22 protein-coding genes and 1 tRNA gene are annotated in these 22,836 nt (G+C 61.9%); 13 read left to right on the top strand and 10 right to left on the bottom strand.

All coding sequences use genetic code 11. From position 1 onward, the window contains the following. Positions 1–69: 69 nt before the first annotated feature. From B5D62_RS06550 to B5D62_RS06540, 3 genes are read right to left on the bottom strand one after another with little or no spacing between them, the layout of a single operon-like run. Positions 70–729 (bottom strand): DsbA family oxidoreductase, encoded by a 660-nt coding sequence (locus B5D62_RS06550; RefSeq protein ID WP_218190959.1) that lies wholly within the window; start codon positions 727–729, stop codon positions 70–72. Then, positions 726–1,883 (bottom strand): MFS transporter, encoded by a 1,158-nt coding sequence (locus tag B5D62_RS06545; RefSeq protein WP_139373740.1) that lies wholly within the window; start codon positions 1,881–1,883, stop codon positions 726–728. The genes B5D62_RS06550 and B5D62_RS06545 overlap by 4 nt, the downstream gene beginning before the upstream one ends. A gap of 41 nt (positions 1,884–1,924) precedes the next feature. Next, positions 1,925–2,689: an SDR family NAD(P)-dependent oxidoreductase gene (locus B5D62_RS06540; protein ID WP_085932962.1), complete on the bottom strand. Its 765-nt coding sequence runs from the start codon at positions 2,687–2,689 to the stop codon at positions 1,925–1,927. 59 nt (positions 2,690–2,748) lie between these two features. Here B5D62_RS06540 and B5D62_RS06535 point away from each other — a divergent pair, with 59 nt between their 5' ends. After that, on the top strand, positions 2,749–3,504 hold the full coding sequence (locus B5D62_RS06535; RefSeq protein ID WP_085932961.1) for a glucose 1-dehydrogenase: 756 nt from the start codon (positions 2,749–2,751) through the stop codon (positions 3,502–3,504). Here the strand turns inward: B5D62_RS06535 and B5D62_RS06530 are convergent, their stop codons facing one another. Next, positions 3,505–4,644 (bottom strand): alanine racemase, encoded by a 1,140-nt coding sequence (locus B5D62_RS06530; protein WP_085932960.1) that lies wholly within the window; start codon positions 4,642–4,644, stop codon positions 3,505–3,507. It abuts the gene before it with no gap. A gap of 62 nt (positions 4,645–4,706) precedes the next feature. On the opposite strand from B5D62_RS06530, the gene B5D62_RS06525 reads away from it, so the two are divergent. Beyond that, a complete protein-coding gene (locus B5D62_RS06525) occupies positions 4,707–5,246 on the top strand; it encodes a CYTH domain-containing protein (RefSeq protein ID WP_085932959.1) in 540 nt (179 codons plus the stop codon). A gap of 5 nt (positions 5,247–5,251) precedes the next feature. Here the strand turns inward: B5D62_RS06525 and B5D62_RS06520 are convergent, their stop codons facing one another. Beyond that, positions 5,252–6,889, bottom strand: a complete 1,638-nt coding sequence (locus tag B5D62_RS06520) for a thiamine pyrophosphate-dependent enzyme (RefSeq protein ID WP_085932958.1) — start codon at positions 6,887–6,889, stop codon at positions 5,252–5,254. A gap of 254 nt (positions 6,890–7,143) precedes the next feature. Between B5D62_RS06520 and B5D62_RS06515 the strand changes: the two genes are divergently transcribed. Beyond that, positions 7,144–9,669: a tetratricopeptide repeat protein gene (locus B5D62_RS06515; protein WP_170920806.1), complete on the top strand. Its 2,526-nt coding sequence runs from the start codon at positions 7,144–7,146 to the stop codon at positions 9,667–9,669. Here B5D62_RS06515 and B5D62_RS06510 read toward each other — a convergent pair. Together B5D62_RS06510 and B5D62_RS06505 are read right to left on the bottom strand one after the other, a co-directional pair. Then, positions 9,662–10,219 (bottom strand): AAA family ATPase, encoded by a 558-nt coding sequence (locus B5D62_RS06510; protein ID WP_085932956.1) that lies wholly within the window; start codon positions 10,217–10,219, stop codon positions 9,662–9,664. The two genes, B5D62_RS06515 and B5D62_RS06510, sit on opposite strands and share 8 nt — an antisense overlap. 83 nt (positions 10,220–10,302) lie before the next feature. After that, positions 10,303–10,392 (bottom strand) — tRNA-Ser (locus tag B5D62_RS06505). 165 nt (positions 10,393–10,557) lie between these two features. Here B5D62_RS06505 and B5D62_RS06500 point away from each other — a divergent pair. The 10 genes from B5D62_RS06500 (at position 10,558) to mazG (ending at position 20,299) form a co-directional block, all read left to right on the top strand. Continuing rightward, on the top strand, positions 10,558–11,442 hold the full coding sequence (locus tag B5D62_RS06500) for a lytic murein transglycosylase (RefSeq protein ID WP_085932955.1): 885 nt from the start codon (positions 10,558–10,560) through the stop codon (positions 11,440–11,442). Positions 11,443–11,455: 13 nt separating this feature from the next. Next, entirely contained in the window at positions 11,456–12,466 is a 1,011-nt protein-coding gene (locus B5D62_RS06495) for a septal ring lytic transglycosylase RlpA family protein (protein WP_085932954.1), read from the top strand. Then, positions 12,450–13,757: a D-alanyl-D-alanine carboxypeptidase family protein gene (locus tag B5D62_RS06490; protein WP_231714727.1), complete on the top strand. Its 1,308-nt coding sequence runs from the start codon at positions 12,450–12,452 to the stop codon at positions 13,755–13,757. Before B5D62_RS06495 ends, B5D62_RS06490 begins: the two co-directional genes overlap by 17 nt. Next, the gene (gene tmk, locus B5D62_RS06485; protein ID WP_085932953.1) at positions 13,754–14,395 is read left to right on the top strand and encodes a dTMP kinase; all 642 of its coding nucleotides are present in this window, start codon (positions 13,754–13,756) and stop codon (positions 14,393–14,395) included. The genes B5D62_RS06490 and tmk overlap by 4 nt, the downstream gene beginning before the upstream one ends. A 3-nt stretch (positions 14,396–14,398) precedes the next feature. Further along, positions 14,399–15,526, top strand: a complete 1,128-nt coding sequence (locus B5D62_RS06480) for a DNA polymerase III subunit delta' (RefSeq protein ID WP_085932952.1) — start codon at positions 14,399–14,401, stop codon at positions 15,524–15,526. A gap of 55 nt (positions 15,527–15,581) precedes the next feature. Next, complete coding sequence (gene metG / locus B5D62_RS06475; protein WP_085932951.1) at positions 15,582–17,135, top strand: methionine--tRNA ligase; 1,554 nt, start codon at positions 15,582–15,584, stop codon at positions 17,133–17,135. A gap of 1 nt (position 17,136) precedes the next feature. After that, positions 17,137–17,925, top strand: a complete 789-nt coding sequence (locus B5D62_RS06470) for a TatD family hydrolase (protein ID WP_085932950.1) — start codon at positions 17,137–17,139, stop codon at positions 17,923–17,925. Further along, a complete protein-coding gene (locus B5D62_RS06465) occupies positions 17,916–18,686 on the top strand; it encodes an MBL fold metallo-hydrolase (protein ID WP_085932949.1) in 771 nt (256 codons plus the stop codon). The genes B5D62_RS06470 and B5D62_RS06465 overlap by 10 nt, the downstream gene beginning before the upstream one ends. Next, positions 18,679–19,407, top strand: coding sequence for a hypothetical protein (locus B5D62_RS06460; RefSeq protein ID WP_139373739.1), 729 nt, complete (start codon positions 18,679–18,681; stop codon positions 19,405–19,407). The genes B5D62_RS06465 and B5D62_RS06460 overlap by 8 nt, the downstream gene beginning before the upstream one ends. Before the next feature lie 64 nt (positions 19,408–19,471). After that, positions 19,472–20,299 carry a nucleoside triphosphate pyrophosphohydrolase gene (gene mazG / locus B5D62_RS06455; RefSeq protein WP_085932947.1) on the top strand — a complete coding sequence of 276 codons (828 nt, stop codon included), beginning with the start codon at positions 19,472–19,474 and terminating at the stop codon, positions 20,297–20,299. Positions 20,300–20,302: 3 nt separating this feature from the next. On the opposite strand, the gene B5D62_RS06450 is transcribed toward mazG, so the two are convergent. From B5D62_RS06450 to hflX, 3 genes are read right to left on the bottom strand one after another with little or no spacing between them, the layout of a single operon-like run. Then, complete coding sequence (locus B5D62_RS06450; protein ID WP_085932946.1) at positions 20,303–21,136, bottom strand: inositol monophosphatase family protein; 834 nt, start codon at positions 21,134–21,136, stop codon at positions 20,303–20,305. 5 nt (positions 21,137–21,141) lie between these two features. Next, a complete protein-coding gene (locus B5D62_RS06445) occupies positions 21,142–21,429 on the bottom strand; it encodes a co-chaperone GroES (protein WP_085932945.1) in 288 nt (95 codons plus the stop codon). A 56-nt stretch (positions 21,430–21,485) separates the two neighbouring features. Continuing rightward, positions 21,486–22,835, bottom strand: a complete 1,350-nt coding sequence (gene hflX, locus B5D62_RS06440; RefSeq protein ID WP_231714726.1) for a GTPase HflX — start codon at positions 22,833–22,835, stop codon at positions 21,486–21,488. Position 22,836 lies beyond the last annotated feature (1 nt).

The raw sequence follows: 22,836 nt of genomic DNA, 5'->3' as shown, positions 1-22,836 counted from the left end.
ACGACAGCACAAGACGCCGCCCTCAGCAGCGGGCTTCCCTCTCGTCGCCTGGACAGTGTCGGATCGGTATCAGACGGTAGATTGTGCGGCGCTGGTAGCGGCATCCCGCTCGGCGAGATTGAACACCTCGACAAAGGCCGATGGCGGCTGCGCGCCGGAGACGGCGTATTTCCGGTTTACGATGAAACAGGGAACACCGTTGATTCCCAGCCGCCGGGCATAGACGTCCGAGGCAACCACCTCCTGACGGCCGTCGTCGCTTTGAAGATATCGCCGCGCGAGATCCGCATCGAGCCCGGCCCGAGTGGCACATCGTACGAGGGTCTCGAGATCGCCGATGTCGAGGCCTTCCTCGAAATAGGCTTTGAACAGCTCCCCGACCATCTCGTCCTGGCGCTCGTTCTTCGCGCTCCAATGGACCAGACGATGGGAAAGCACGGTATTGGGTGTTCGCCTGATACGGGCAAACTGGAAATCGATACCGGCCTCACGCCCGCTGTCTGCGATCGCCTGGTAGATCTGGCGCGGGCGATCCCCGCCGCCAAACTTGGCGCGCACGTAATCGTCCCGGGTCATGCCTTCGGCCGGCATGTCCGGATTGAGTTGAAAGGGCCGCCACGAGATGGCCACGTCGTTGCGCCCGCTCAGGGCAAGCGCGCGTTCAAAACGCCGTTTGCCGATATAGCACCAGGGGCAGATGGTATCGGAGACGATGTCCACGAAGATCATGACGAAAGCTTACGCCTTTCGCGCCAGTGCAGGAAGATGCCGGAAACGACGACCGTCGACAGGGTGATCGTCGTCAGCCAGCTCGCGGCAGGCCAACCGGCCGAAGACACCAGAGCGGCCGTCGCGGGCGGTCCCAGAAGCGCTCCGATGTTCGAGCCCTGCATGAGGAGGCCGGTTGCCGCACCGACAAGCTGGCGGCGCGGCGCATGGACAGGAATTGCCGTGAACAGCGCTCCAGGCACCACGCCGATGATCATCGAATAAACCGCCGCCAGTACAAGACGGACCACATCCGGCGTGCCATCGACGAAGATGCCAGCAGCGCAAAATGCCATCGGCAAGGCTGCTCCGACAATCAAGACGATGCGAGGTACGCCTCGACCAAGCAGGACACCCGCAGCAAGATTGCCGGCCACATTGACGAAAGTGACCAGGGCCGTGATGACGGCGGCGGAGGAAGGGGACAATCCCAGCCGCTCGATCTGAAGTGTCGGCAGGAAGCCAACGATGGCAAACCAGCAGCTCGAATAGGCCCCGAAGCAAAGTGCGATCGCAACCAGGCCTCCGTTGCTCAAGACGTCGCCGACATCCTTGGCCAGAGGACGGAGCGCGACCGTATTCGGACCGAGCTCCTTTCGCACCAGCGTTGCGCGCAGAAGGGCTACCAGCATGAGGCCCGATGCCGCCGCGGCGACGAGCCAGACCAGCCGCCACGACGCATGGGGCAGGATCATTGCTGCCGAAAGCATCATGATGCCGGCTCCTGCAGGCATGTAGGTTGTCCATAATGCCATGGCACGGCGCGCATCGCTCGGCTTTGTGACGCGCAGAAGCAGGGGCGGGGCGGACACCGTCGTGGCAATGAAGCCGAGCCCCTCGAAGAAGCGACAGACCAGGAGCTCTGCAATATCGTTCACAAAGCTTCCGAAAAGGCTGGCTGCGAGGCAGATTGCCGTACCCAGAAGGATCAGGCGACGGTGCCCGAATCGATCCGCGGTGAGAGCGATGGCCATTCCGCCAACGGCCGTCATGAGATTGATAACGGACAACAGCCAGCCTGCTTCGCGCAGCGTCGCGCCGAGATCGGCCCGCACCGACGGCAGGGCAGGCGGCATCTTGCCGACATGGAAGGCAGCAACGATGCCGGCCGCCACCAGCAATGCAACCAGAGGCCAGTCTGTCCTTTGGCTGCTGGTCAGTATTGGACCCTCGTCGTGATGGCCCCGTCGACGATGAAGTTGACCCCGGTAATGAAGGAGGCGGGCGCGCCAGCGAGGAAGACAACCGGTGCCGCGATCTCCTGCGGCGTGCCCATGCGGCCCATAGGATTTCGGGCCAGTGTGCGTTTGTAGCGTTCACTGTCGGCATCGCGTTGGCGACCCCAGGTATTGCCATCCTCGAGGATGGAGCCGGGCGACACCATATTCACCCGCACACCCTTCGGCGCCATTTCGATCGCCAGCGATTTGACGAACGGGACAAGGGCAGCCTTCACAGAGCGATAGGGCTGGACCGGCCCCGGCCCGGCTTCGTTCAGGGACACCGTGCCGATGACGGTGCAGGTGGCCCCCGGTCCGCTCTTGAGGAGATGGGGCATGGCATGCCGTACCGACTCGACGGTCGAGACGATGTCGATCTCGATGCTCTTGCGCCAGCCTTCCGGCGTGTCGTCGGTACCGAGGGCACTGACGTTGGCGACGAAATGATCGAGGCCACCAGCGGCGGCAAAGCCATCGATCCACGACTTCAGCGCGGGATCGTCGGTCACGTCCAGAGCCGTTCCCTGGACGCGGGCCTGCTTCGCTCGCCATTCGTCTTCCCGGCGTTTGACAAGAGCGGCGTCACGCGCACAGAAGCCGACGATCGCACCTTCCGCAACAAAGGCATCGACTATGGCTCGACCGATGCTCTTGGTGCCGCCGGTGATGAGTACACGTTTCCCTTTGAGACCCAGGTCCATGGTTCCTCCGCACGAAAGGCTCGCCTATAAGGCGGGCATAAAACGCGGGAGCTACGGCGATGTCCAAGTTATTCGACCTGAAGGGCAAGAGCGCCTTGATCACCGGCGCCTCGTCGGGACTCGGAGCGCACTTCGCGAGATGTCTGGGAGAGGCCGGCGCGTCCGTCGTGTTGGCTGCGCGCCGGGCGGACCGACTGCAATCTCTACAGGCGGAACTCGAGCAGAAAGGCGTCGCCGCTAGAGCCGTCGACCTTGACGTCCAGTCCGGCGCGTCAGTCGCCGCGGCACTGGACGCCGCGGGCCCACTCGACATTGTCGTCAACAATGCCGGTATTTCGATCGTGAAGGCCGCCCTGCAGATGCCCGAGGACGATTGGGATGCGGTCGTCGATACCAATTTGCGGGGCGCCTGGCTTGTGGCCCAGGGAGCGGCAAGGCGTTGGGTGGCAGACAATCGGCCCGGCAGCATCGTCAACATTGCCTCGATCCTTGGCCTGCGGACCATTGGCCACGTAGCACCCTATAACGCGTCGAAAGCCGGGTTGATTCACCTGACGCGGGCCCTGGCCATGGAGTGGGCCCGCTACCGTGTTCGGGTCAATGCCATTTGCCCCGGCTATATTGAGACCGAGATGAACAGCGATTTCTGGAAGACACCTGGCGGGCAAAAGCTCATCGAGCGTATTCCCCAGCGTCGCATCGGCCAGCCGCACCATCTCGATGGTGCGCTATTGCTGCTGGCCTCGGAGGCGGGGGACTTCATGACCGGCAGCGTGCTCACCGTCGATGGCGGGCACACGGTCAATTCGCTGTAATCACCAGCCGTTTATGCGGTCGTAGGTGTCGACGACGGTCTTTCCGCCATCGACGTCGCTGTCGACGACATAGTAGCGATCATAGGCGGCTGCCGTGATGCAGGCATGATTGGGCCACACGCGAACGCGGCTACCGATCGGCAACCTGTCGTAGGGCAGGGGAGCATCAGCCTCGACAAAGCCGTGCTCCTGAGAGCAGGCGACAACCGCCATGGCCTTCGCTGGCGCTTCGGCGATCGTGCCGAAGCCGACCTTGGGCTGGAATTCCTGTGCGCTGATGTCCTTGGACAGGGCGAGCGCTCCGGCGTCGATGAGCATCTGATTGCGATGCGGATAGTGGCCGATCACGGTGGCCAGCACCGACAGCGCAAGATCTCCGGCTGCACAGGAACCGATGAACTCCTGGTCCAGATCGTTGAACATATAGACGCCGGGACGCATCTCCGTGATGCCGGTGAAATTGCGGGAATGGATCGCCGTGGGCGTCGAGCCCCCGCTGACGATCGGGCAGGGAATGCCGGCACCGCGCAATGTCTCGGCTGCACCGACAATGGCCTGACGTTCTTGCTCCGCCACGCGTGCAATGCCCTCGACGGTACTCTCGTGATAGGAATGGCCGGCATGCGTCATCACGCCCGCCAGTTCCACGTTCGGTGCCGAGTGGAGGACCTTCGCGATATCGAGCAAGCCGGGCAAATCAGGATAGGGCAAACCGGCCCGGCCACCGCCGCTGTCGATCTCGATAAAGACGGAAAACGCGTTGCCTGTCGCCGCGGCATCCGCAATCGCGCGCGCCACGGGCAAATTGTCCGTCACGACGCGCAGGTTGATGCCCTCGCGCCGCAACTCGGTGACGGCTGGAAGCTTCGAGGGGACAATACCAACGCCGTAAAGGATGTCCTTGAAGCCCGCCTGCGCAAAGTAGCGCGCTTCCGCAAGCGTAGAGACCGTGATCCGGCCGTCGTGCCCTTCAACGGCCATCCGCCCGACGACGGCAGACTTGGCAGTCTTGAGATGAGGTCGCAACGCAACACCGGCCTGGCGGAGGCGATCGCTCATGGACGTCAGGTTGCGGCGAAGTATGGCCCGGTCGAGAATAAGGGCGGGCGTCGGAATGTCGTTGATCGTCTGGACTGGCATCCGGACTTTCTAGCTCAAAGCCGAGCACAATGCTGTAGTCTGGTAAGGATAGTCGGTCGCACATGCCCATTGAAAACGAGCGGAAATTCGTTCTCGAGACGGAGAACGAACTCGAAAACCTGTTGTCGCGAACACCGGGAGTAACTCGGAGCATCATTCGGCAAGCCTATCTTGATGTCACGGGCCTGCGCGTTCGATCGATCGTGGCCGGCAGCGGCACACAATTCATATTCACCTATAAACGCACTGTCCGCGGACGAGTCGTCGAGATCGAGACAGAGATCCTCGAGGACGATTTCGAACGGCTATGGAGTGTGGGACACCAGATGCTGCGAAAAGTCCGATACTCCTGGGATGATGGCCCGTATCACTGGGACATCGATTTCTTCAAAGCTGACGGTGAGCGCACATACTTCGCGCTTGCCGAGGTAGAAATGCCCGAAGCCCAGACGGTACCGCCAGCCCTTCCAGCCAACCTCGCCGTCCGTTCTCTGGGACTTGTGCCCCAGGGGGACCCACGCTTCGCCTCCAAGAGATTAGCCGATCAGACGCACGCCGAACGCCTCCTGTCCGATATCCGGTTGAGAGGCGCAGTCGAGTAGGCGCTCTACGCTCTACGCGGGCGAGCCCGTGGCAAGGCAACGAGCGACCAGGGATCGGGCAATGATCCAACGGGACAGTGGATCAGGGCCGGTTTCCCGTTGGCAATTCTGCGCGAAAGCGCGGCTCGCAGTTCCGCAGGTGAGCTCACCCGCTCTGCAGCAACGCCGAAGCTTTCCGCAAGCTTGACGAAATCCGGATTGTGCAGATCCGTGGCAATGGTCCGATTGTTGTAGGATTGTTGCTGGATGCGCCTGACGTTGCCATAGGCACCGTCGCTGAAGACGATCGCCACGACACCAATGTCGTTCTGTGCCGCCGTGGACATCTCCATGGCAGTGAACAGAAACCCGCCATCACCGCTGATCGATACGACGGGAACATCTGGCTTGGCGACCTTCGCTCCAAGCGACGTCGCATACCCCCATCCGAGCGTGCCTTGGTAACCGGGCGAGAGGAAGGTCCGCGGCTTGTAGGTCGGATAGGCCAGACGGGCGGCATAGCCCATCTGTGTAAGTTCATCGACGAGGATACCATCTTCCGGCAGCGCCGCGCGGATCGCGTCGAGGTAGGATATTTGTGGCGCGAGCGTTTCCCGCACCGTCTTCGTCGCCGCCGCCTTGATCTCGGCGACAGCCTCCGCTCGACCATTGCGCTTGGCGTTGTGAAGGGCGAGCCGGGCGGCCAGTACTTTCAGCGTTGCGGCCGCGTCGCCGATGATGCCGATTTCCGGCTTTCGGTGGCGATCGAGTTCCTCACCGTCGATATCGATCCGGATGACCTTGAGGTCGTCGTCGAGGCCCCAATTCATCTGCTGTGGCTGCAAGCGGGTGCCAACGGCAAGGACAACGTCCGCTTCGGCCCAGAAGCGGTAGCCGGCGAATGCCGTCACGGACAGTCGATGCCGCCCGTCGATCACGCCTTGGCCCATGCGGCCTGTCATCACCGGCGCATCGAGCATCTCGGCAATCTCTTGAACGAAATGGCCAGCCTCCTGCGCTCCGCCTCCAACGACGATGAGGGGGCGCTTGGCGGCACCCAGGAGCCTGGCGGCCTTATCGATCGCCTCTTCATCGACGGGGCAGGGATCGCGGCCCGCCGGCGTCGACGGCAGTTCCACGGGGGCTTTACGGGCCCAGGTATCCATCGCGCATTCGAGCGCCACCGGCCGGCGCCGTCCGGAGAGCAATCGCCGGAAGGCCTCGTTCATGAGCGCTGGGGCGGATGCTGGCGACGTGACGCGGTCGGCCCACTTGGTCAGCCCACGCATAATGGCGAGTTGATCGGGCAGCTCGTGCAGTAACCCCACATTGCGGCCGATCATTGATTGCTGAATCTGGCCGGTGAGGGCGAGCACAGGCGCATTCACAGCGTAGGCGGTCGAGAGTGCTGCCGTCGTATTGAGAAAGCCCGGCCCTGGAACCACGACATACGCAGAAGGACCGCCGGTGGCCATGGCGTACCCCAAAGCCATGTAAGCACAGGCCTGCTCGTGCCGTGTGTGAATCGGTCTTATCGCGTTGGTGCGATCGTAGAGTGCGTCGAAAAAGGCGTCATTCTGGACACCGGGGAGACAAAAGAGGGTGTCGATGCCGTTCAGTTCCAGCATCGATACGACGGCCTGGGCGGTGGTCAGGGTCTGCATGACGTCAGTCTACACAGGCAGTAGATGGCGAGTTAGGGCCGGTATCGATTTCCTCGTGAAGCGGACGCGGTCGCGATTTCCAGTGTCGGAAGGGCGCCTAACCACAGTTAATGCTGCAAAATCCGACCTATTTCATGCCTTAAGATTGTCGCAGTGGCAGTGGAATTTTTATACATCCTACAGGTGTAAGTGGTATGAAGCCGCTTTGCCGGTGGGGCGGTGGGTATGCTGGGGACTGTTGTCGCGAGAAGGCCATGCTAACGATGAGATGCTCGACTATCCGGCTCGCCACGTGCGCGGTGGCGCTGTTCTTGGGCGGACTGCCGAGCGTCCGTGCACAATCCCAGCAACCGGCTCAGCCGGCGGCACCCGCTTCGAATGCTGCACCTCCGTCGAAGGCAGATCTCTGCTATTCGGGATACGGACTTCAGCCGCAGGAAAAGATCAGTATTTGCACCGACGCGATCCAAAGCGGTGGGCTGACCGGCATCCCGCTCGCGCTCGCCTACTACAGTCGGGCGACTGCATCGGCCGCGGTCGGGGACCAGAAGAGCGCGCAGAGTGATTACAAGCAGTCGCTCAGACTGTTCACCGACGTGATCCGTGTGTCGGCGCCGAGTGCGCCCATCCTGTTCCAGCGTGGCCTGATCTATCACACCATGGGAGACGCCGATCAGGCGATCGTCGATTACAGCGATGCCATCCGGCTCGCGCCGAACGAAACCTATGCCTATGTCAATCGCGGCATCGTTCTCTACACAAAGAAGGACAACAACGAAGGCGCCATCGCCGATTTCAATTCGGCCATAAAGCTCAATCGTTGCGAAGTGAGCGCGTGGATCAATCGCGGGCTGGTCTACAAGCGGAAGGGCAATCTCGACCAGGCGATCTCGGATTTCACCACCGCAATCGGCTGCCTTCCGGCGAATCCATCACCGGTCCGGCCGGCCAATGAGATTCCGCCCGGAACACAATTGAACGCGGCTTACCTCCAGGGTGTCCAGACCGCAACCCAGCTGGCCGATGCCTATTACCAGCGTGGTCTTGCCTACCTGGACAAGGCCGGCAAGGATCCGAAGCAATCGATTCCCGTGCTCGACAAAGCGATAGCCGATTTCACCACGGCAATCCGATTCAATCCGACGGCAGCAGCTCATTATGTCGGCCGAGCCTCCGCCTACATGTACAAGGAGGAGTTCAAGCCGGCCATTGCCGACTTCACGGACGCTATTCGACTGGCGCCCGGCGACGAATACACCTACCTCCATCGCGGTATCGCCTATCATTCGGTGAACGAGCCCGACAACGCGATTGCGGATTACAGCGAGGCGCACCGCATCAATCCGCTCGACGTCAATCCGCTGGTCAACCGCGGCATCGTCTACTACTCGAAGAAAGGCCAATACGATCTCGCGATCAATGACTTCACGGACGCCCTCAAGATCAATCCGAAGGAAGTCAACGCGCTCATCAACCGCGGCATCTCCTGGCGCGAGAAGGGCGATCCGGACAAGGCAATCGCCGACTTCAGCGAGGCCCTGCGTCTTGGCCTCTTGACGGGTGACGTCCTCCAGTTCGGCTCCAAGGACCCGGAGGCAGTGCGGCACTGGGCGCAGGTCGCCAACGCGCGCTATCAACGCGGCACCGCCTATATGGCCAAGGGCGAATACGATCTCGCGCTGGCGGACTTCAACGAGTCGATCCGCCTCAATCCCACCGAAGCACGGGTGTTCGTGTCTCGTGGCGGCGTGTACCTGATCCGGCAGGACTACAAGCGCGCTATCGCGGATCTGGACGAAGGCATCCGACTCGATCCGGCTTATGCCTTCGCCTTTTTCCAGCGAGGCTTCGCTTATCACGCCTTGAACGAACCGGACCATGCCTACGCCGACTATACGAAGTCGATCGAGCTCGATCCGAAGTACATCACGTCGTATCTCAACCGCGGAATTATCGAGTATACGCGCCGCGGCGATTACGACGCCGCGGTAGCCGATTTCACGGCAGCCCTGAAGCTCGGCCCGGACAACATCAACGCGCTCATGCATCGCGGCGTGGCCTATGCAGCCGCCGGCGAGTTCGACAAAGGCTTGGCGGACCTCAATCGGGCGATCGAACTGTCGCCGGAATTTGCCAAGGCCTACTATTATCGCGGAGTCGTCTATTCGCTGCGTGGTAGTGTCGACCGGGCGCTGACCGATTTCAGCGCAGCCATTCGCCTGGATCCGAAGGCGCCGGAAGCCTACCTCAATCGGGCTGCGATCTATGCGCAGTTGGGCCAGCACGACAAGGCGATTGCCGACCTGGACGAGGTGATCAAGCTCGTGCCGACCGCTGCCGGCGCCTATTACAATCGTGGCTATTCCTATTTCGCGAAAGGCCAGTACGAGAAGGCGATCGCCGATTACAGCGAGGCGATCAAATTCAACCCGAACCTGGCCGTGGCCTACAACAATCGCTGCCTTACGCGCGCTGTCGTTGGACATGACCTTCGGGATGCGATTGCCGATTGCGACGAGGCGTTGAAACTGCAGCCGACCAGCCTGGATGCGCGCGATACGCGGGCATTCATCTACCTCAAGCTGGGCGAGTTCGCGAAGGCAGTCTCCGAATACGACCTGTCGCTGCAGGTGGAGCCGAACCGCGCCCGTGCATTGTATGGTCGCGGCCTCGCCAAGCTGAAGGGGGGCGACAAGTCGGGCGGCGACGCCGATATGGCGGCGGCGACCAAACTGTCGCCGAGTATTGCGGAGGACTTCACCAAGTTCGGCATCAACTGATCCGCCCGAGTTGCGAACCCTGCTGCTTCAGGCACGCGAGGAGAAAATCCGCGCGTTCTGCGACGGTCAGCTTGGGCAGGATGACGAGGTCATAGCCGACAGCGGGATAGGCCTCGAGCAGTCGCTCGTATTCAGCGACGGCAGCCGCAAAATCGTGCTGGCGTTCCTGGTCTTGTGTGTAGAGTTCTGGCCACGGCGGCACGAGGAACACGGTCCTGTTATAGCGATGAACTTGGCCGAACCGCTGCAACGCTTGCTCTCCTGTAGAGTGTTGCAGCGCGGCCGCAGCATCGATCAGCCCTCTGTCGAAGAATACCCAACCTTTCCCGTAATGCGCTGCGCGATAGTCGACCAGCGCCATGTCGAGCGCTCGACGGGCAAAAGCGCTGCCGTCCTTCCAGGGGAGGGCGTCCCCGTCGGTGGCAAGTTCTTGTGCGACAATGCGGCGGCCCGGCTCCTCGACCACGGAATATCCGCGGCGGCCAAGCTCGGTCAGCAATGTGGATTTGCCCCCTCCGGAACATCCGGAAATGACAACAAAGCGGTCCATGAGGAATCCTCGGTGGTTGCCATGGCGACCAGAGCCGCGACCGCGAGTTCGAGCGCGATGGCATGACCAAGTGGCGTTGCTGATGGCGGATGGGGTGGGATTCGAACCCACGGTGGGCGTGAACCCACGCCGGTTTTCAAGACCGGTGCCTTAAACCGCTCGGCCACCCATCCCAACAGACCGCGGCTGCTTACCATTCCTCGTGCGCGGAACAAACCGGCAATCGGTCTGCGGACGCCTGTTCTGGCGATTGCCCACCTCTGGCGTCGCGGACGGTCTTGCAGTATTTACTGCACCATAAAGAAATTCCTTCGCTCAGAATCGGAGGATAAGGCCGAATGTTTTCCCCTCTGATCGGCCGCCGTTCCCTGTGCGCGATGCTGGCGCTGGGCGCGGCACCGGTAATGGCGCAGACGACCGACAGCAAATTCGCTGCATGGCTTCAAGGCGTGCGTGCGGATGCCCTCCGCGCGGGCGTTGACAGCGGCACCGCCGATGCGGCGCTTGGCTCGATCGAACAGCTTCCGAAGGTTCTCGAGCTCGCCCGCAACCAGCCTGAGTTCAAGATGACGTTCGACCAATATCTCGACGTCGTCGTATCCGCGGAACGGGTCGCCAAGGGCCGAACGATGCTCAAGGAGAATCGCGCTCTGGTCGACCGATTCGCGGCACCCGTCGGCATACCGAGCTCGGTCGTCATGGCTCTTTGGGGCATCGAAAGCAAATACGGCGCCCATCTCGGCGATTTCGAAGTCGCGCCGGCCTTGGCGACCTTGGCCTTCAATGGCTTCAGGGCTTCGTTCTTCCGTAGCCAGCTCATCGCGACTCTGAAGATACTGTCTCAACGACACGTGCCCCTCCACGAGATGAAGGGCTCGTGGGCCGGGGCGATGGGCCAATGTCAGTTCATACCCACCACTTTTCTTGCCTACGCGGCCGACGGTGACGGGGACGGCCGTTTTGACATCTGGAAGAGCAAAGCCGACGTCTTTGCCTCGACTGTGAATTATCTCCATCGGGCCGGTTGGCGACCGGGCCTTGGCTGGGGCGAAGAGGCGGATTCGTCCACAGCTCCACGGAAGGGAGAGCGGCTGGTCAAGCCCGGCGGAGCAGGGGGACCGGTCTACCGAACCACCGAGAATTTTCGCGTCATCCTGCGCTGGAACCAGTCCGACTTTTTCGCCCTGGCGGTCGGACTGCTGTCCGACCGGATCGCCGCCTGACCGGGGCCACAATATGATGTATGCTTGCCGCCAAATGGCCCCATTAGCTGACCGGAGGCGTTTGGACGCTGTCTTTGCGCTAAAGACGCTGGCCCTTGTTCTTGTCGCGGCCTCACTCGCCGGCTGCGGCTCTCATCGAGGAGGGGCCCCCTCCACGGCTTCTCGTGGGACATACAAGGTTGGCGCGCCTTATACGATCGATGGTGTCACATACGTTCCCCAGGAGGAATTCAATCACGTCGAGACCGGGACAGCCTCCTGGTATGGGCCAGGCTTCCACGGCAAATACACGGCGAATGGCGAAGTCTATAACCAAGCCGAGCGCACGGCCGCTCACCGCACTCTTCAGATGCCAGCTATCGTCCGCGTAACCAACCTGGACAATGGCCAGTCGACGACCGTCCGGATCAACGATCGCGGCCCCTATGCCCGCAGCCGCATCCTCGACGTATCCCGGGCGACGGCCGAGGAACTCGGCATGATCCGCACCGGCACGGCTCATATCCGGATCGACCAGCTGCCGAACGAGAGCATGGCCGTCAAGGAGGTCGCCTTGGGCGGTGGTGGCCCTGCGGAGCAAATGGCAGCAGTGGCGCGGGTTTCATCGGGCCGCGGCGGTACGGCGGCGTCACCGCCAGCTGTCGTGCAGGCGGCCCAACCGCCGCCACCGCCGCCAGTCGTACAACAGCCGCCGGTTTGGACGGCGCCCGTGCCTGTCCAGCAGCCCGCGCCGCGTCCCTTCACCAGCCCCAGTAACGTTACGGTAGCCTCCCTGGCGGCAGCATCGCACGCGGCAGGCGGCTTTTTTGTTCAGGCGGGCTCGTTTTCAAGCATGACCAATGCCGAACGCCAGCGCGACCTGGTGGCGAGCTATGGCACGACCGAAATCTCCCAGGGAACGGCCGGTGGACGAGAGGTCTTCCGCGTTCGCCTCGGGCCGTATACGACTTCCGATGCCGCCGGCATTGTTGCCGACCGGTTGAAGCGCTCAGGTTATGGTGATGCCCGTGTCGTGGCCGATTAATCGATCTTTTTGGCTCCTGGCCCTCCTCGCGCTGGCCGGCTTTGCGGGTGCTGCGCATACGGTTGGCGCCCAACAGCAGACGCCGAACCGGCACCAAACCCAGAAGCCTGCGCCGGCAAAGCCTGCCACCCCCAACACCAAGCCGCTCGGACCTAAGCAGGCAGCGGCGGCACAGGCCGCCAAGCTAGAGGCGGCTGGCCCTTCCCAGATCGGTCCGACGACCATCGCGCGTTTCGCGTACATGATAGATGCGCAGACCGGTGCCGTCTTGCTGGCCAAGGACGCCGACAAGCCGATGGCACCGTCATCGATGGCCAAGATGATGACGGTCTACCTGCTGTTCGAGGATCTGGCAGCAGGCAAACTGAAGCCGGATACCTTGTTCAAGGTCAGCGACCGCGCCTATGCCATCACGCGCGGCGTTCATTCTTCGACCATGTTCCTGGAGTTGGGCGCCGAGGCAAGTATCGCGGACCTGGTCCAAGGCATCATTGTTGTCTCCGGTAACGATGCCAGCGTCGCCGTGGCCGAAGGCATGGCGGGCAGCGAGGAATCCTTCGCCGAGCGGATGAACAAGAAGGCTCGCGAGCTTGGATTGACAGGATCGGTGTTCAAGAATTCTTCCGGCTGGCCGGCGGAAGGCCAACATGTGACGGCGCACGATCTCGCCGTCCTTGCAGCCCGGACGATCAAGGATTTCCCGCAGTATTATCACTATTACGCGCAGCGGGAATTTACCTACAACGGCAAGACCCAAGCCAACCGGAATCTCGAGCTCAAAAGCGTTCCCGGCGTCGACGGCCTGAAGACGGGCCACACCGAGGAGGGGGGATTTGGCCAGACGACCTCGGCGATTCGCGACGGGCGCCGCCTAGTTCTCGTCCTCAATGGACTGACATCGATGGCTGATCGCGCCCAGGAGACGGCGCGGCTGATCGAATGGGGCTTCCGGGAGTCCAGCAACACGACCATCTTGCGTGCCGGAGATATGTTGGCCGAAGCGCCTGTGTGGCTCGGTGCTTTGGACAAGGTACCGCTCGTCATCCCAACGGCTGTCCAGATGACGACGACAGTGGGGCAGACCGCCCAACCGCGTGTCGTCGCAAAGTTCGACGGACCGGTACCGGCGCCGATCGCCAAGGGAACGAAGTTGGGGACCGCAGCAATCACCTTTCCCGATGGGCGAACGGTGGAGTATCCGCTCGAAGCCGGTACAGATGTGCCGAAGCTTGGGATCGTCGGGCGCATCGCAGCCGCCGCCAAACATTATCTGTTCGGCTGGCTCTCGTGAACGAGGGCGAAGCGGCTCGATTCATAACCCTGGAAGGGGGAGAGGGAGCCGGCAAATCGACCCAGATCGCTCGCCTCAAGGAATGGCTCGAAGGGCGCGGTCATACCGTCGTCACGACCCGCGAGCCGGGGGGATCGAGCGGCGCGGAGATGATCCGCAAGCTACTGGTTGAAGGTCCGGCTGACCGATGGGACGGCAAGACTGAGGCCCTGTTGCATTTCGCGGCGCGCCGAGACCATTTACGCGCAACAGTATGGCCAGCCTTGAAGCGCGGCGCCTGGGTCGTCAGCGACCGCTTTGCCGATTCCACGCGTGCGTATCAGGGATACGGCCACGGACTCGATCTTGCAGAACTCGAGGCACTCTACAACATCGCCGTCGGTCCGTTCCGACCGGATCTTACCGTGATCCTCGATCTTCCGGTCGAAGTTGGTCTGGCTCGCGCTGCGGCGCGCCGGGGCGTCGAGACACGCTACGAGACGCTGCCGCGCAGCTTCCACGATCGAGTTCGCGCCGGTTTCCTGGAAATCGCCAGGAGCGAGCCCGGTCGATGCGTTGTCATCGACGCCAACCGCGATATCGAGAGCGTGGCGGGCGACGTTGCGCGTACGGTTGGCGAGCGTCTCGAGAGCGTCTGATCCATGGCCCGCGGCAAGACGAGCGCCGATCCGGCGGAACTCGAAAAACTCGAATGGCCCTATGACTGGCCCGCACCGTGGCGCAACAACCGCCTGATCGGGCATGAATTGGCAGAACGAACGATGCTGGTGTCCCAGCAGATCGGCCGCTTGCATCATGCGTGGCTGCTGACCGGACCGCGTGGCATCGGCAAAGCGACGCTGGCCTGGCGCTTTGCGCGCTTTCTTCTGGCCGGCCAACCCGGTGGGTTGTTTGCCAGCACCCCCGATAGCTTGGACGTGATGCCACAAGCACCTGGCCGTGCCCTGGTCGATGCGCGATCGCATCCGGATCTGTTTCATCTCCGCCGAAGCCTCAATCCGGATACCGGCCGCATTCGAACCGAGATTTCAGTCGACGATGTAAGAGGCTTGGGCGAGTTCATGCACATGACGCCGGCGATGGGTGAATGGCGGGTCGCCATCGTCGACGCGGCCGACGAGATGAATCGCAACGCCGCCAACGCGGTGCTGAAGATCCTGGAAGAACCGCCGCCCAACGCGGTCCTGCTGATTGTCGCCCATGCAACCGGACGGCTGCTGCCAACCATCCGGTCGCGTTGTCGACGGCTGGCCCTTCAACCGCTGCCCGATCAGACGGTCGTCCAGTTGCTCGGCGACTATGCGCCCGGCACGACCGACGAGGAACGCGCGGCACTCGCCGGCCTGGCGGAAGGCAGCATAGGTCGAGCGCTTGAACTGGCCAGTGCGGGAAGCCTTGGTCTCTATCGCGAAATGGTGGAAGTGCTGGCGACTCTGCCGGATCTCGACATGCCGCGTCTGCATGGCTTTGCCGAGCGGTTCGCCCGTCGGGGCGAGGAGGCAAATGCCGATTGGCGCTCGCTCGGTTACCTTTTCGACGGTTGGCTGAAAGGGCTTGCCCGCCGCGGAGCGATCGGCAGGGAGGAGCGCCCCATCGTGCCGGCCGAGGCGGGCCTGCACGCCAAGCTGCTAGGGGCAGCCAGCCTTGATCGCTGGCTGGAGGCATGGGAAAAGGTCACGCACCTGTTGTCCCGTGCCGACGCCGTCAATCTCGATCGCAAGCAGACGGTGCTTGGCAGCTTCCTGGTTCTCCAATCGGCGATGCGCTAAAGGCGCTGAACCCGGCGCGCCGGGAGGGCGATAGTCGTCCGGAGTTCAGTCAATCATGTCGGGCCGTACTTATTACATCACCACGCCAATCTATTATGTGAATGACGTGCCCCATATCGGGCATGCCTACACGACTCTTGCCTGCGATGTCCTTGCGCGGTTCATGCGTCTTGATGGACGAGATGTCCATTTCCTGACAGGTACAGACGAGCACGGCCAGAAGATCGAGAAGGCGGCCGCCGCCGCTGGATTGGCACCTCAGGCATTTACCGACAAGGTCAGCCAGTCGTTCCGCGATCTCATCCGCACGATGAATTACAGCCCGGACAATTTCATCCGGACGACGGAGCCGAGGCACTACGCATCTTGCCAGGCCTTGTGGGAGAGGTTGGTCGCTGCAGGCGACATCTATCTTGGCAAGTATGCGGGCTGGTATTCCGTGCGCGACGAAACCTACTTTGTCGAAGGCGAAACCGCGATAGGTTCAGACGGCAAGCGCCACGCGATCTCGACCGGAGCGGAAGTCGACTGGGTCGAGGAGCCTTCCTATTTCTTCAAGCTGTCGGCCTGGACCGACCGGCTCCTGGCCTTTTACGAGAACAATCCGGGCTTCATCGGGCCGGATAGCCGACGCAACGAAGTCATCAGCTTCGTGAAGGGTGGCCTGCAGGATCTCTCGGTGTCGCGGACCAGTTTCTCGTGGGGCATTCCGGTCCCCGGAGATACCAAGCACATCATGTATGTCTGGCTGGACGCGCTCACGAACTACATTACCGAGTGCGGCTATCCCGATACGAGTAATCCCCTGTGGAAGTATTGGCCGGCCAATCTGCACATGGTCGGCAAGGATATCATTCGCTTCCACTGCGTGTTCTGGCCGGCCTTCCTCATGGCTGCGGGGCTGGAGCCGCCCAGGCGCGTGTTCGCTCACGGCTGGTGGACCAACGAAGGCCAGAAGATCTCCAAATCCCTTGGAAACGCCATCGATCCGATCGAACTGGTGAAGACGTACGGTCTCGATCCGGTGCGCTACTTCCTGCTGCGAGAAGTTCCGTTCGGCAACGACGGCGACTTCCAGAAGCGGGCGCTGATCGGCCGACTGAACGGCGACCTCGCCAATGCTTATGGCAACCTGTGTCAGCGCGTGCTGTCGATCATCGCCAAGAATTGCGGAGAGAAGATTCCTGCCAAGGGGCCGCTCCATGAGTCAGATAACGCCTTGCTCGATCGCGCCCGCGGGCTTCTCGCAACTGTAAGAGCGGAACTCGACGAACAGGCGTTCCATCGCGCGCTGACAACGATCTGGGAGGTCATCGCCGATGCCAATCGCTATGTCGATGCTCAGGCACCCTGGGCGCTCGCCAAGACCGACCCAGGGCGGCGCGACACGGTGCTGTGGGTGCTTTTCGAAACGATTCGCCGCATAACGATGCTGCTCCAGCCGTTCATGCCCGACTCGGCGTCGAGGATTCTCGATCAGCTTGCCATAGCGGCAGACCGCAGGACGTTCGCCGACTTCGATCACGAGCTGCAACCGGGCGCCATGCTGCCGAAACCCCAGGGGGTCTTTCCGCGCTTCGTCGAGGCGGCAGCCAAAGCCGCAAGCTGACATGCTGATCGACAGTCACTGTCATCTCGATTTCCCCGAACTGTCGGCCGACGAGGCTGGCGTGCTGGCTCGCGCAAAGGGAGCGGGGGTCGGCGGCATGCTCAGCATCGGCACCCGTCTGGATCAATTCGATCGGGTGCGGGCCATTGCCGAGCGACACGGCAATGTGTGGTGCTCGGTCGGTGTCCATCCGCACGAAGCAAAGGAGGAAGGGCAACGTTCTCCGGCCCGGCTCATCGAGGCCGCACAGCATGCCAAGGTGATCGGGATAGGCGAGACTGGCCTCGACTTCTATTACGACCACAGTCCGCGCGAGGAGCAAGCCGAGAGCTTTCGGGCCCATATTGCGGCTGCCCGGGAAACTGGCCTGCCCCTGATCGTCCACACCCGCAACGCCGATGCCGAGACCGGGAGCATCCTCGAGGAGGAGTATCGGAAGGGGCCGTTTCCCGGACTGATCCACTGCTTCAGCTCCGGCGCCGATTTGGCTAGACGGGCTCTTTCGCTGGGCATGTACATTTCCATTTCCGGCATCGTCACCTTCAAGGCAGCGGACGACCTTCGTGCGATCGTGCGGGATATTCCGCTGGAGCGCATCCTGGTGGAGACCGATGCCCCCTATCTGGCGCCTGTTCCCAAGCGCGGTAAGACGAACGAACCGGCGTTCATCGCGCATACCGCCGCCAAGGTCGCTGAGCTGAAGCGTATCGACGTGTCGGAGCTCGAGGCCGCCACGACCGCCAATTTCTTCCGACTCTTCACCAAGGCGGAGCAATCGGAGTGCGGGTAACGATCCTTGGCTGCGGTACTTCTGGCGGTGTGCCACGCGTGGGCGGACAGGATGGGCTCGGCGACTGGGGAGCGGCCGATCCACTGGATCGGCGCAACCGGCGCACCAGATGCTCCATTCTGGTGCAGGATCAAGGCAAGACAGTGCTCGTCGACACCTCGCCCGACCTGCGCGCCCAGTTGCTGGCCGCCAAGGTGGAGCGAATAGACGCCGTGGTCTGGACGCACGATCACGCCGACCAGTGCCACGGGATCGACGATCTGCGCCCCTATGTCTTCCGCCAAGGCCAGATCGAGGCTTGGGCCGACAAGCGGACACTGACAATCCTGCGGCGGCGTTTTGGCTACTGTTTCGAGGCCGAAGAGGGGGGATTTTACAACCCGCTCTACGAAGCACACGAAATCCGAGGGCCCTTCAGCGCAGGCGGCCTTTCGGTGATTCCGATCCCTCAGGATCATGGGACGATTCAGTCGTTGGGATTCCGCTTCGGTTCCGTGGCCTATGCCAACGATGTCGTGGCTCTTCCGGAGGAGGCATTCGACCTTCTTCAGGGGGTAGAGGTGATGATCGTCGATGCCATGCGCTATCGGCCTCATCCGACCCATGCCCATCTTGATCTGGCGCTGCAATGGATCGAACGGGTGGCTCCCCAGAGAGCCTTCCTGACCAACCTGCATGTCGACATGGACTATGTGGAGGTCAATCGGCGGACTCCGTCCCATGTCTGGCCATGCTACGATGGGCTAGTTATAGATGTGTAAAAAAACGCCTCTTATCAATGCATTAACAAAATATGTTGATGTTATATATAAGCGTAAACAAAATGAGTCCGTTCGCTGGTTGGCGATCGCGGGACTCGTTCTGGTGTCCCTGAGCGGAACTGCCATTGCTCAAGATCGCTTGGACGCGGGCGGCTTGACCTTCAAAGACTTTGCCACGGCCGATCATGGGGCAAGCTTCGACCGCGGCGACCCCATGCTGCCGGAGGGCCCAGGGCCGGCTAGAGCGCGCGTCCTGAGTATCGACAACAACGGCAGCTTTGCGCGCATTCGCTTCCCGCGGGTCAAACTGGACGTCTCTCTGCCATTGGGATGGCAAGCGTTCGAGGAAGCGGAGCGGGGCATCGCCTATAATGCGGATATGAGCTATCGGCTGCTTGCCTGGCCGCTCGACTTTCCCTTCGAAGGCGTACGTGATGCCGAGCATTACGCCGCGACCAAGGGAGGGACGATCCTGGCCCGGCATCCCGGCGCCAAGGTACAGGCCCATAAGCTTACGGACGGCTCCTTCCTGATCGTCTACGAGAATATCAAGCCGACCCGTGCAGACAGGGAGCCTCGGACCGTATTCGATCTGGTCATTCCCAATCCCAAAGACGCCAAAGCGGGAATTCTGATGACTCTTGGCGTTCCGGGTAGCCAGGCGGAGCGCGGGCTAAGGCTTATGGCTCTCATAAAGTCATCTATCAAAGTAGATTGGTAGTCTTTTGTTATTCCTATCATATCTATATTTGTCATAATATATATTATACGATAATTGGATCCCAATGTCGAAGCCCCGTCCCACACCGGAAAATCTTCCCAAGGAGCCCCTGGCTCGGCTGCGCGCCGTGATGTCGTGGCTGCGCGACCGCGACCAGGGCTGTCCTTGGGACATTGACCAGACCTTCCAGACAATCGCTCCTTACACGATCGAAGAGGCCTACGAGGTGGCGGATGCGATTGAACGGAACGACATGTCGGGCCTCAAGGAGGAATTGGGCGATCTCCTGCTGCAGGTCGTCTACCATTCCCAAATGGCCAGCGAGATCCAGGCCTTCGATTTCGATGACGTGGCGGCAGCCATCGCCGAGAAGATGATCGACAGGCATCCCCACGTTTTCGGAGATCTGAAGATCGCTGACGCGGACGCCCAAACCGTATCCTGGGAAGCCCGAAAAGCCGCGGAGCGCGCACAAAAGGCCGGAAGCCAGCCCGCCAGCACGTTGGAAGGGGTCGCACGGGCCCTTCCCGCCCTATTGCGGGCCGAGAAATTGCAGAAGCGGGCGGCAAGGGTCGGGTTCGATTGGACCGAGATCGGCCCAGTGATCGCCAAGATCGAAGAAGAGCTGGCTGAACTCCGTGCCGAACTACAAGTAACAGACGGCGACCGGATGAGGATTACCGACGAGCTGGGCGACGTGCTGTTTGCCGTTGCCAACCTGGCGCGCCATTGCAAGGTCGACCCGGAAGCCGCCCTGCGCTCCACCAACGACAAGTTTGAACGACGTTTCCGCTACGTTGAGCAGCGCCTGGCCGAGAAAGGCCGCAAGCCTGCAGAGGCGTCCCTGGAGGAAATGGAAGCCCTTTGGCAGGAGGCCAAGACGAGAGCCTGACGCTCAGGAGCGCGGCACCAGCAATGGCAACTGGACCGCTTCGAACAGAGTTCGCACGTCCGCCACGACCTCCGGTGACGGCGACGCGATAATGCCGGAATCGACCTTGTCGCCGGGGCGGTAGCCGATGCCGTTGAACCGCAGCGCCTGACCGCCCGCCTCCTGCATCATCAGCGCGCCGGCGGCATGGTCCCATGGCTTGGTCATGCGGTAGAGACAGAAATCGAAGTGCCCATCCAGGATTTCGATATATTCACGCCCGGCGCAATTCAGCGTCGAAAGCTCACCCAACCGCTGCCTCTGAGTGGAGTCGAGCTGTCGGTCGAATTCCTTGCGAATGCGGTATCCGATAAGGCCTTTTGGGGCGCGTCCCGGAACTCCGCCGCGGATGGGCTTCCTATCGAGCGTCACGCCCTGCCCCTTGCCTGCCATGGCCATCCGGTCGTTGGGCACGTCGAGGATCCAACCGCCAATCGTTTCATTGTCGTGCACGAGGCAGATGATCATCGCGAAGCGATCACGGCCGGCCGCGAAGTTTGCCGTCCCATCCAAGGGATCGACGATCCAGCAGCTCAGATGCGGACGGGCGATCAGATCGACCAGACCGGCATCCTTCTCCACCGCTTCTTCGCCGACGACCGGAACACCCGGCAGGATCTTCGCCAGGCCGGTGGCGAGCCGCTGCTCCGAAGCCACGTCGGCCACGGTCACGAAATCGCCTGGGCGCTTCTGCCGAATCTCGTCCTGCGCAAGATTCCGGAAACGCGGCAACAACTCTGCTGCCGCCGTCTCCCGCATGAGCTCGGCGACCCTCTGGAAATCGCCGTCGCTCAGCATTGTGCTCAGCCGACGATCCCGAACAGGTCCTCTTCCTTGAGGATCACGTGATCGACGCCGTCGAGCTTCACTTCGGTACCCGACCACTTGCCGTAGATGACCTTGTCGCCGACCTTGACGCCAAGGGGCTGCAGCCGACCGTCTTCCAGCCGCTTGCCCTTGCCGACCGCCACCACTTGCCCCTGCATGGGCTTTTCCTGGGCTGTGTCGGGAATGATGATGCCGGCCTTGGTCTTGGTTTCGGCCAGGATAGGCTTCAACAGTACCCGATCGTGTAACGGGCTGAATTTCATGATCTTTTCCTTTTCAAAAGGACCGAGGCGCTTATAGGAAGCGCGCCGGTCGGGTGTCAACGCGGCTGGCGCCGTTCGAATTGGGCCGCTGCGGCTGCGTCAAGGGCCACGGTCAGGCGGGCCATTTCACCTTCGTCGTGCCGGCTGCGGACATCGCCATGCCGGTAGAGCCAGGCCAGTGTCGCGCCATCGCTGAGGGGTACCGAAATTTCGCGTGCAGTCGCCTGCTCGTTGAGGCGGTCTTCGATCGCAGCCAATAGGGCGTCCACGCCCTCTCCCGTTAGTGCGGAGATCGGGAATTGGCGCGCCCGTTCCGAGCCCGCGGACGCTCTGGTCAGCAGAATATCGCGCCGATCCACGGGCAAGGCGTCGATCTTGTTCAGGGCTTCGATCATGCGGTCGCTGCCGCCTTCATCGATCGCTCCCAGGGCAAGCAATACGTTCTCCACATCCGCCCGCTGCTGCTCGCTGTCCGGATGAGCGACATCCCGGACATGGACAATCAGATCAGCTTCGATGACCTCTTCCAGGGTCGCCCGAAAAGCCGCCACGAGATGCGTCGGCAGGTCGGACACGAAGCCGACCGTATCAGAGATGACGCAGTCTCGTCCGCTAGGTAAGCGGATCGACCGCATCGTCGGATCGAGCGTGGCGAACAGGAGATTCTTCGCCATGACGTCTGCGCCGGAAAGTCGGTTGAACAACGTGGACTTGCCTGCGTTCGTGTAACCGACCAAGGCGACCGTAGGCAGGCGCGCCTTGCGTCGCCCGGCACGATTGACGGTTCGCGTGCGCTTCACTGCGTCGAGGTCGCGCTTGATCTTGACGATGCGCTCGCCAATCAAACGCCGGTCGATCTCGATCTGTGACTCGCCAGGGCCACCGAGAAAGCCAAAGCCGCCGCGCTGGCGTTCCAAGTGGGTCCACGACCGCACCAGCCGGCCGCGCTGATACTCGAGCGCTGCCAGTTCGACCTGCAGCCGACCTTCATGGGTCCGTGCGCGTTCGCCAAAGATCTCGAGGATCAGACCGGTACGATCGATGACCTTGACGTTCCACGCCTTCTCGAGATTGCGCTGTTGGATGGGCGTTAGCTTGTCGTCGACGATGACGAGCCCGATCCCCTGCTCCTCCATCATCGGCTTGATGCGTTCGACGGCTCCCTTGCCAATGAGCGTCGCGGGCGTCAGCCGGCGCAGAGGCACTGTCTGAGCCAAGCGCACATCCAGATCGATCGCCAGGGCCAGCCCTACCGCTTCTTCGAGCTTGGCTTCGCTGTCGCGCTGCGTCCCTTGAGGGCCAGTTGCATATGGACTGAGCACGACCGTCGCAGTAGCGGGCCGTGCCGTATCGTGCGGCCCGCGCTGGCGCTTCTCGTGTCCGTTACGCTCTATCGTATCGGTCAAA

The sequence above is a fragment of the Enhydrobacter aerosaccus genome, assembly GCF_900167455.1.
Lineage (GTDB): Bacteria > Pseudomonadota > Alphaproteobacteria > Reyranellales > Reyranellaceae > Reyranella > Reyranella aerosaccus.
This window is presented reverse-complemented; position numbering and strand designations above follow the sequence as displayed.

Excerpts from the sequence above, each read along its gene's own strand:
- B5D62_RS06495 (WP_085932954.1), top strand. The coding sequence starts at position 11,456 with ATGATGTATGCTTGCCGCCAAATGGCCCCATTAGCTGACCGGAGGCGT.
- B5D62_RS06500 (WP_085932955.1), top strand. The coding sequence starts at position 10,558 with ATGTTTTCCCCTCTGATCGGCCGCCGTTCCCTGTGCGCGATGCTGGCG.
- B5D62_RS06510 (WP_085932956.1), bottom strand. The coding sequence starts at position 10,219 with ATGGACCGCTTTGTTGTCATTTCCGGATGTTCCGGAGGGGGCAAATCC.
- B5D62_RS06515 (WP_170920806.1), top strand. The coding sequence starts at position 7,144 with ATGCTAACGATGAGATGCTCGACTATCCGGCTCGCCACGTGCGCGGTG.
- B5D62_RS06540 (WP_085932962.1), bottom strand. The coding sequence starts at position 2,689 with ATGGACCTGGGTCTCAAAGGGAAACGTGTACTCATCACCGGCGGCACC.
- B5D62_RS06530 (WP_085932960.1), bottom strand. The coding sequence starts at position 4,644 with ATGCCAGTCCAGACGATCAACGACATTCCGACGCCCGCCCTTATTCTC.
- B5D62_RS06450 (WP_085932946.1), bottom strand. The coding sequence starts at position 21,136 with ATGCTGAGCGACGGCGATTTCCAGAGGGTCGCCGAGCTCATGCGGGAG.
- mazG (WP_085932947.1), top strand. The coding sequence starts at position 19,472 with ATGTCGAAGCCCCGTCCCACACCGGAAAATCTTCCCAAGGAGCCCCTG.
- B5D62_RS06520 (WP_085932958.1), bottom strand. The coding sequence starts at position 6,889 with ATGCAGACCCTGACCACCGCCCAGGCCGTCGTATCGATGCTGGAACTG.
- B5D62_RS06535 (WP_085932961.1), top strand. The coding sequence starts at position 2,749 with ATGTCCAAGTTATTCGACCTGAAGGGCAAGAGCGCCTTGATCACCGGC.
- B5D62_RS06550 (WP_218190959.1), bottom strand. The coding sequence starts at position 729 with ATGATCTTCGTGGACATCGTCTCCGATACCATCTGCCCCTGGTGCTAT.
- B5D62_RS06525 (WP_085932959.1), top strand. The coding sequence starts at position 4,707 with ATGCCCATTGAAAACGAGCGGAAATTCGTTCTCGAGACGGAGAACGAA.
- B5D62_RS06445 (WP_085932945.1), bottom strand. The coding sequence starts at position 21,429 with ATGAAATTCAGCCCGTTACACGATCGGGTACTGTTGAAGCCTATCCTG.
- B5D62_RS06470 (WP_085932950.1), top strand. The coding sequence starts at position 17,137 with ATGCTGATCGACAGTCACTGTCATCTCGATTTCCCCGAACTGTCGGCC.
- B5D62_RS06480 (WP_085932952.1), top strand. The coding sequence starts at position 14,399 with ATGGCCCGCGGCAAGACGAGCGCCGATCCGGCGGAACTCGAAAAACTC.
- metG (WP_085932951.1), top strand. The coding sequence starts at position 15,582 with ATGTCGGGCCGTACTTATTACATCACCACGCCAATCTATTATGTGAAT.
- B5D62_RS06460 (WP_139373739.1), top strand. The coding sequence starts at position 18,679 with ATGTGTAAAAAAACGCCTCTTATCAATGCATTAACAAAATATGTTGAT.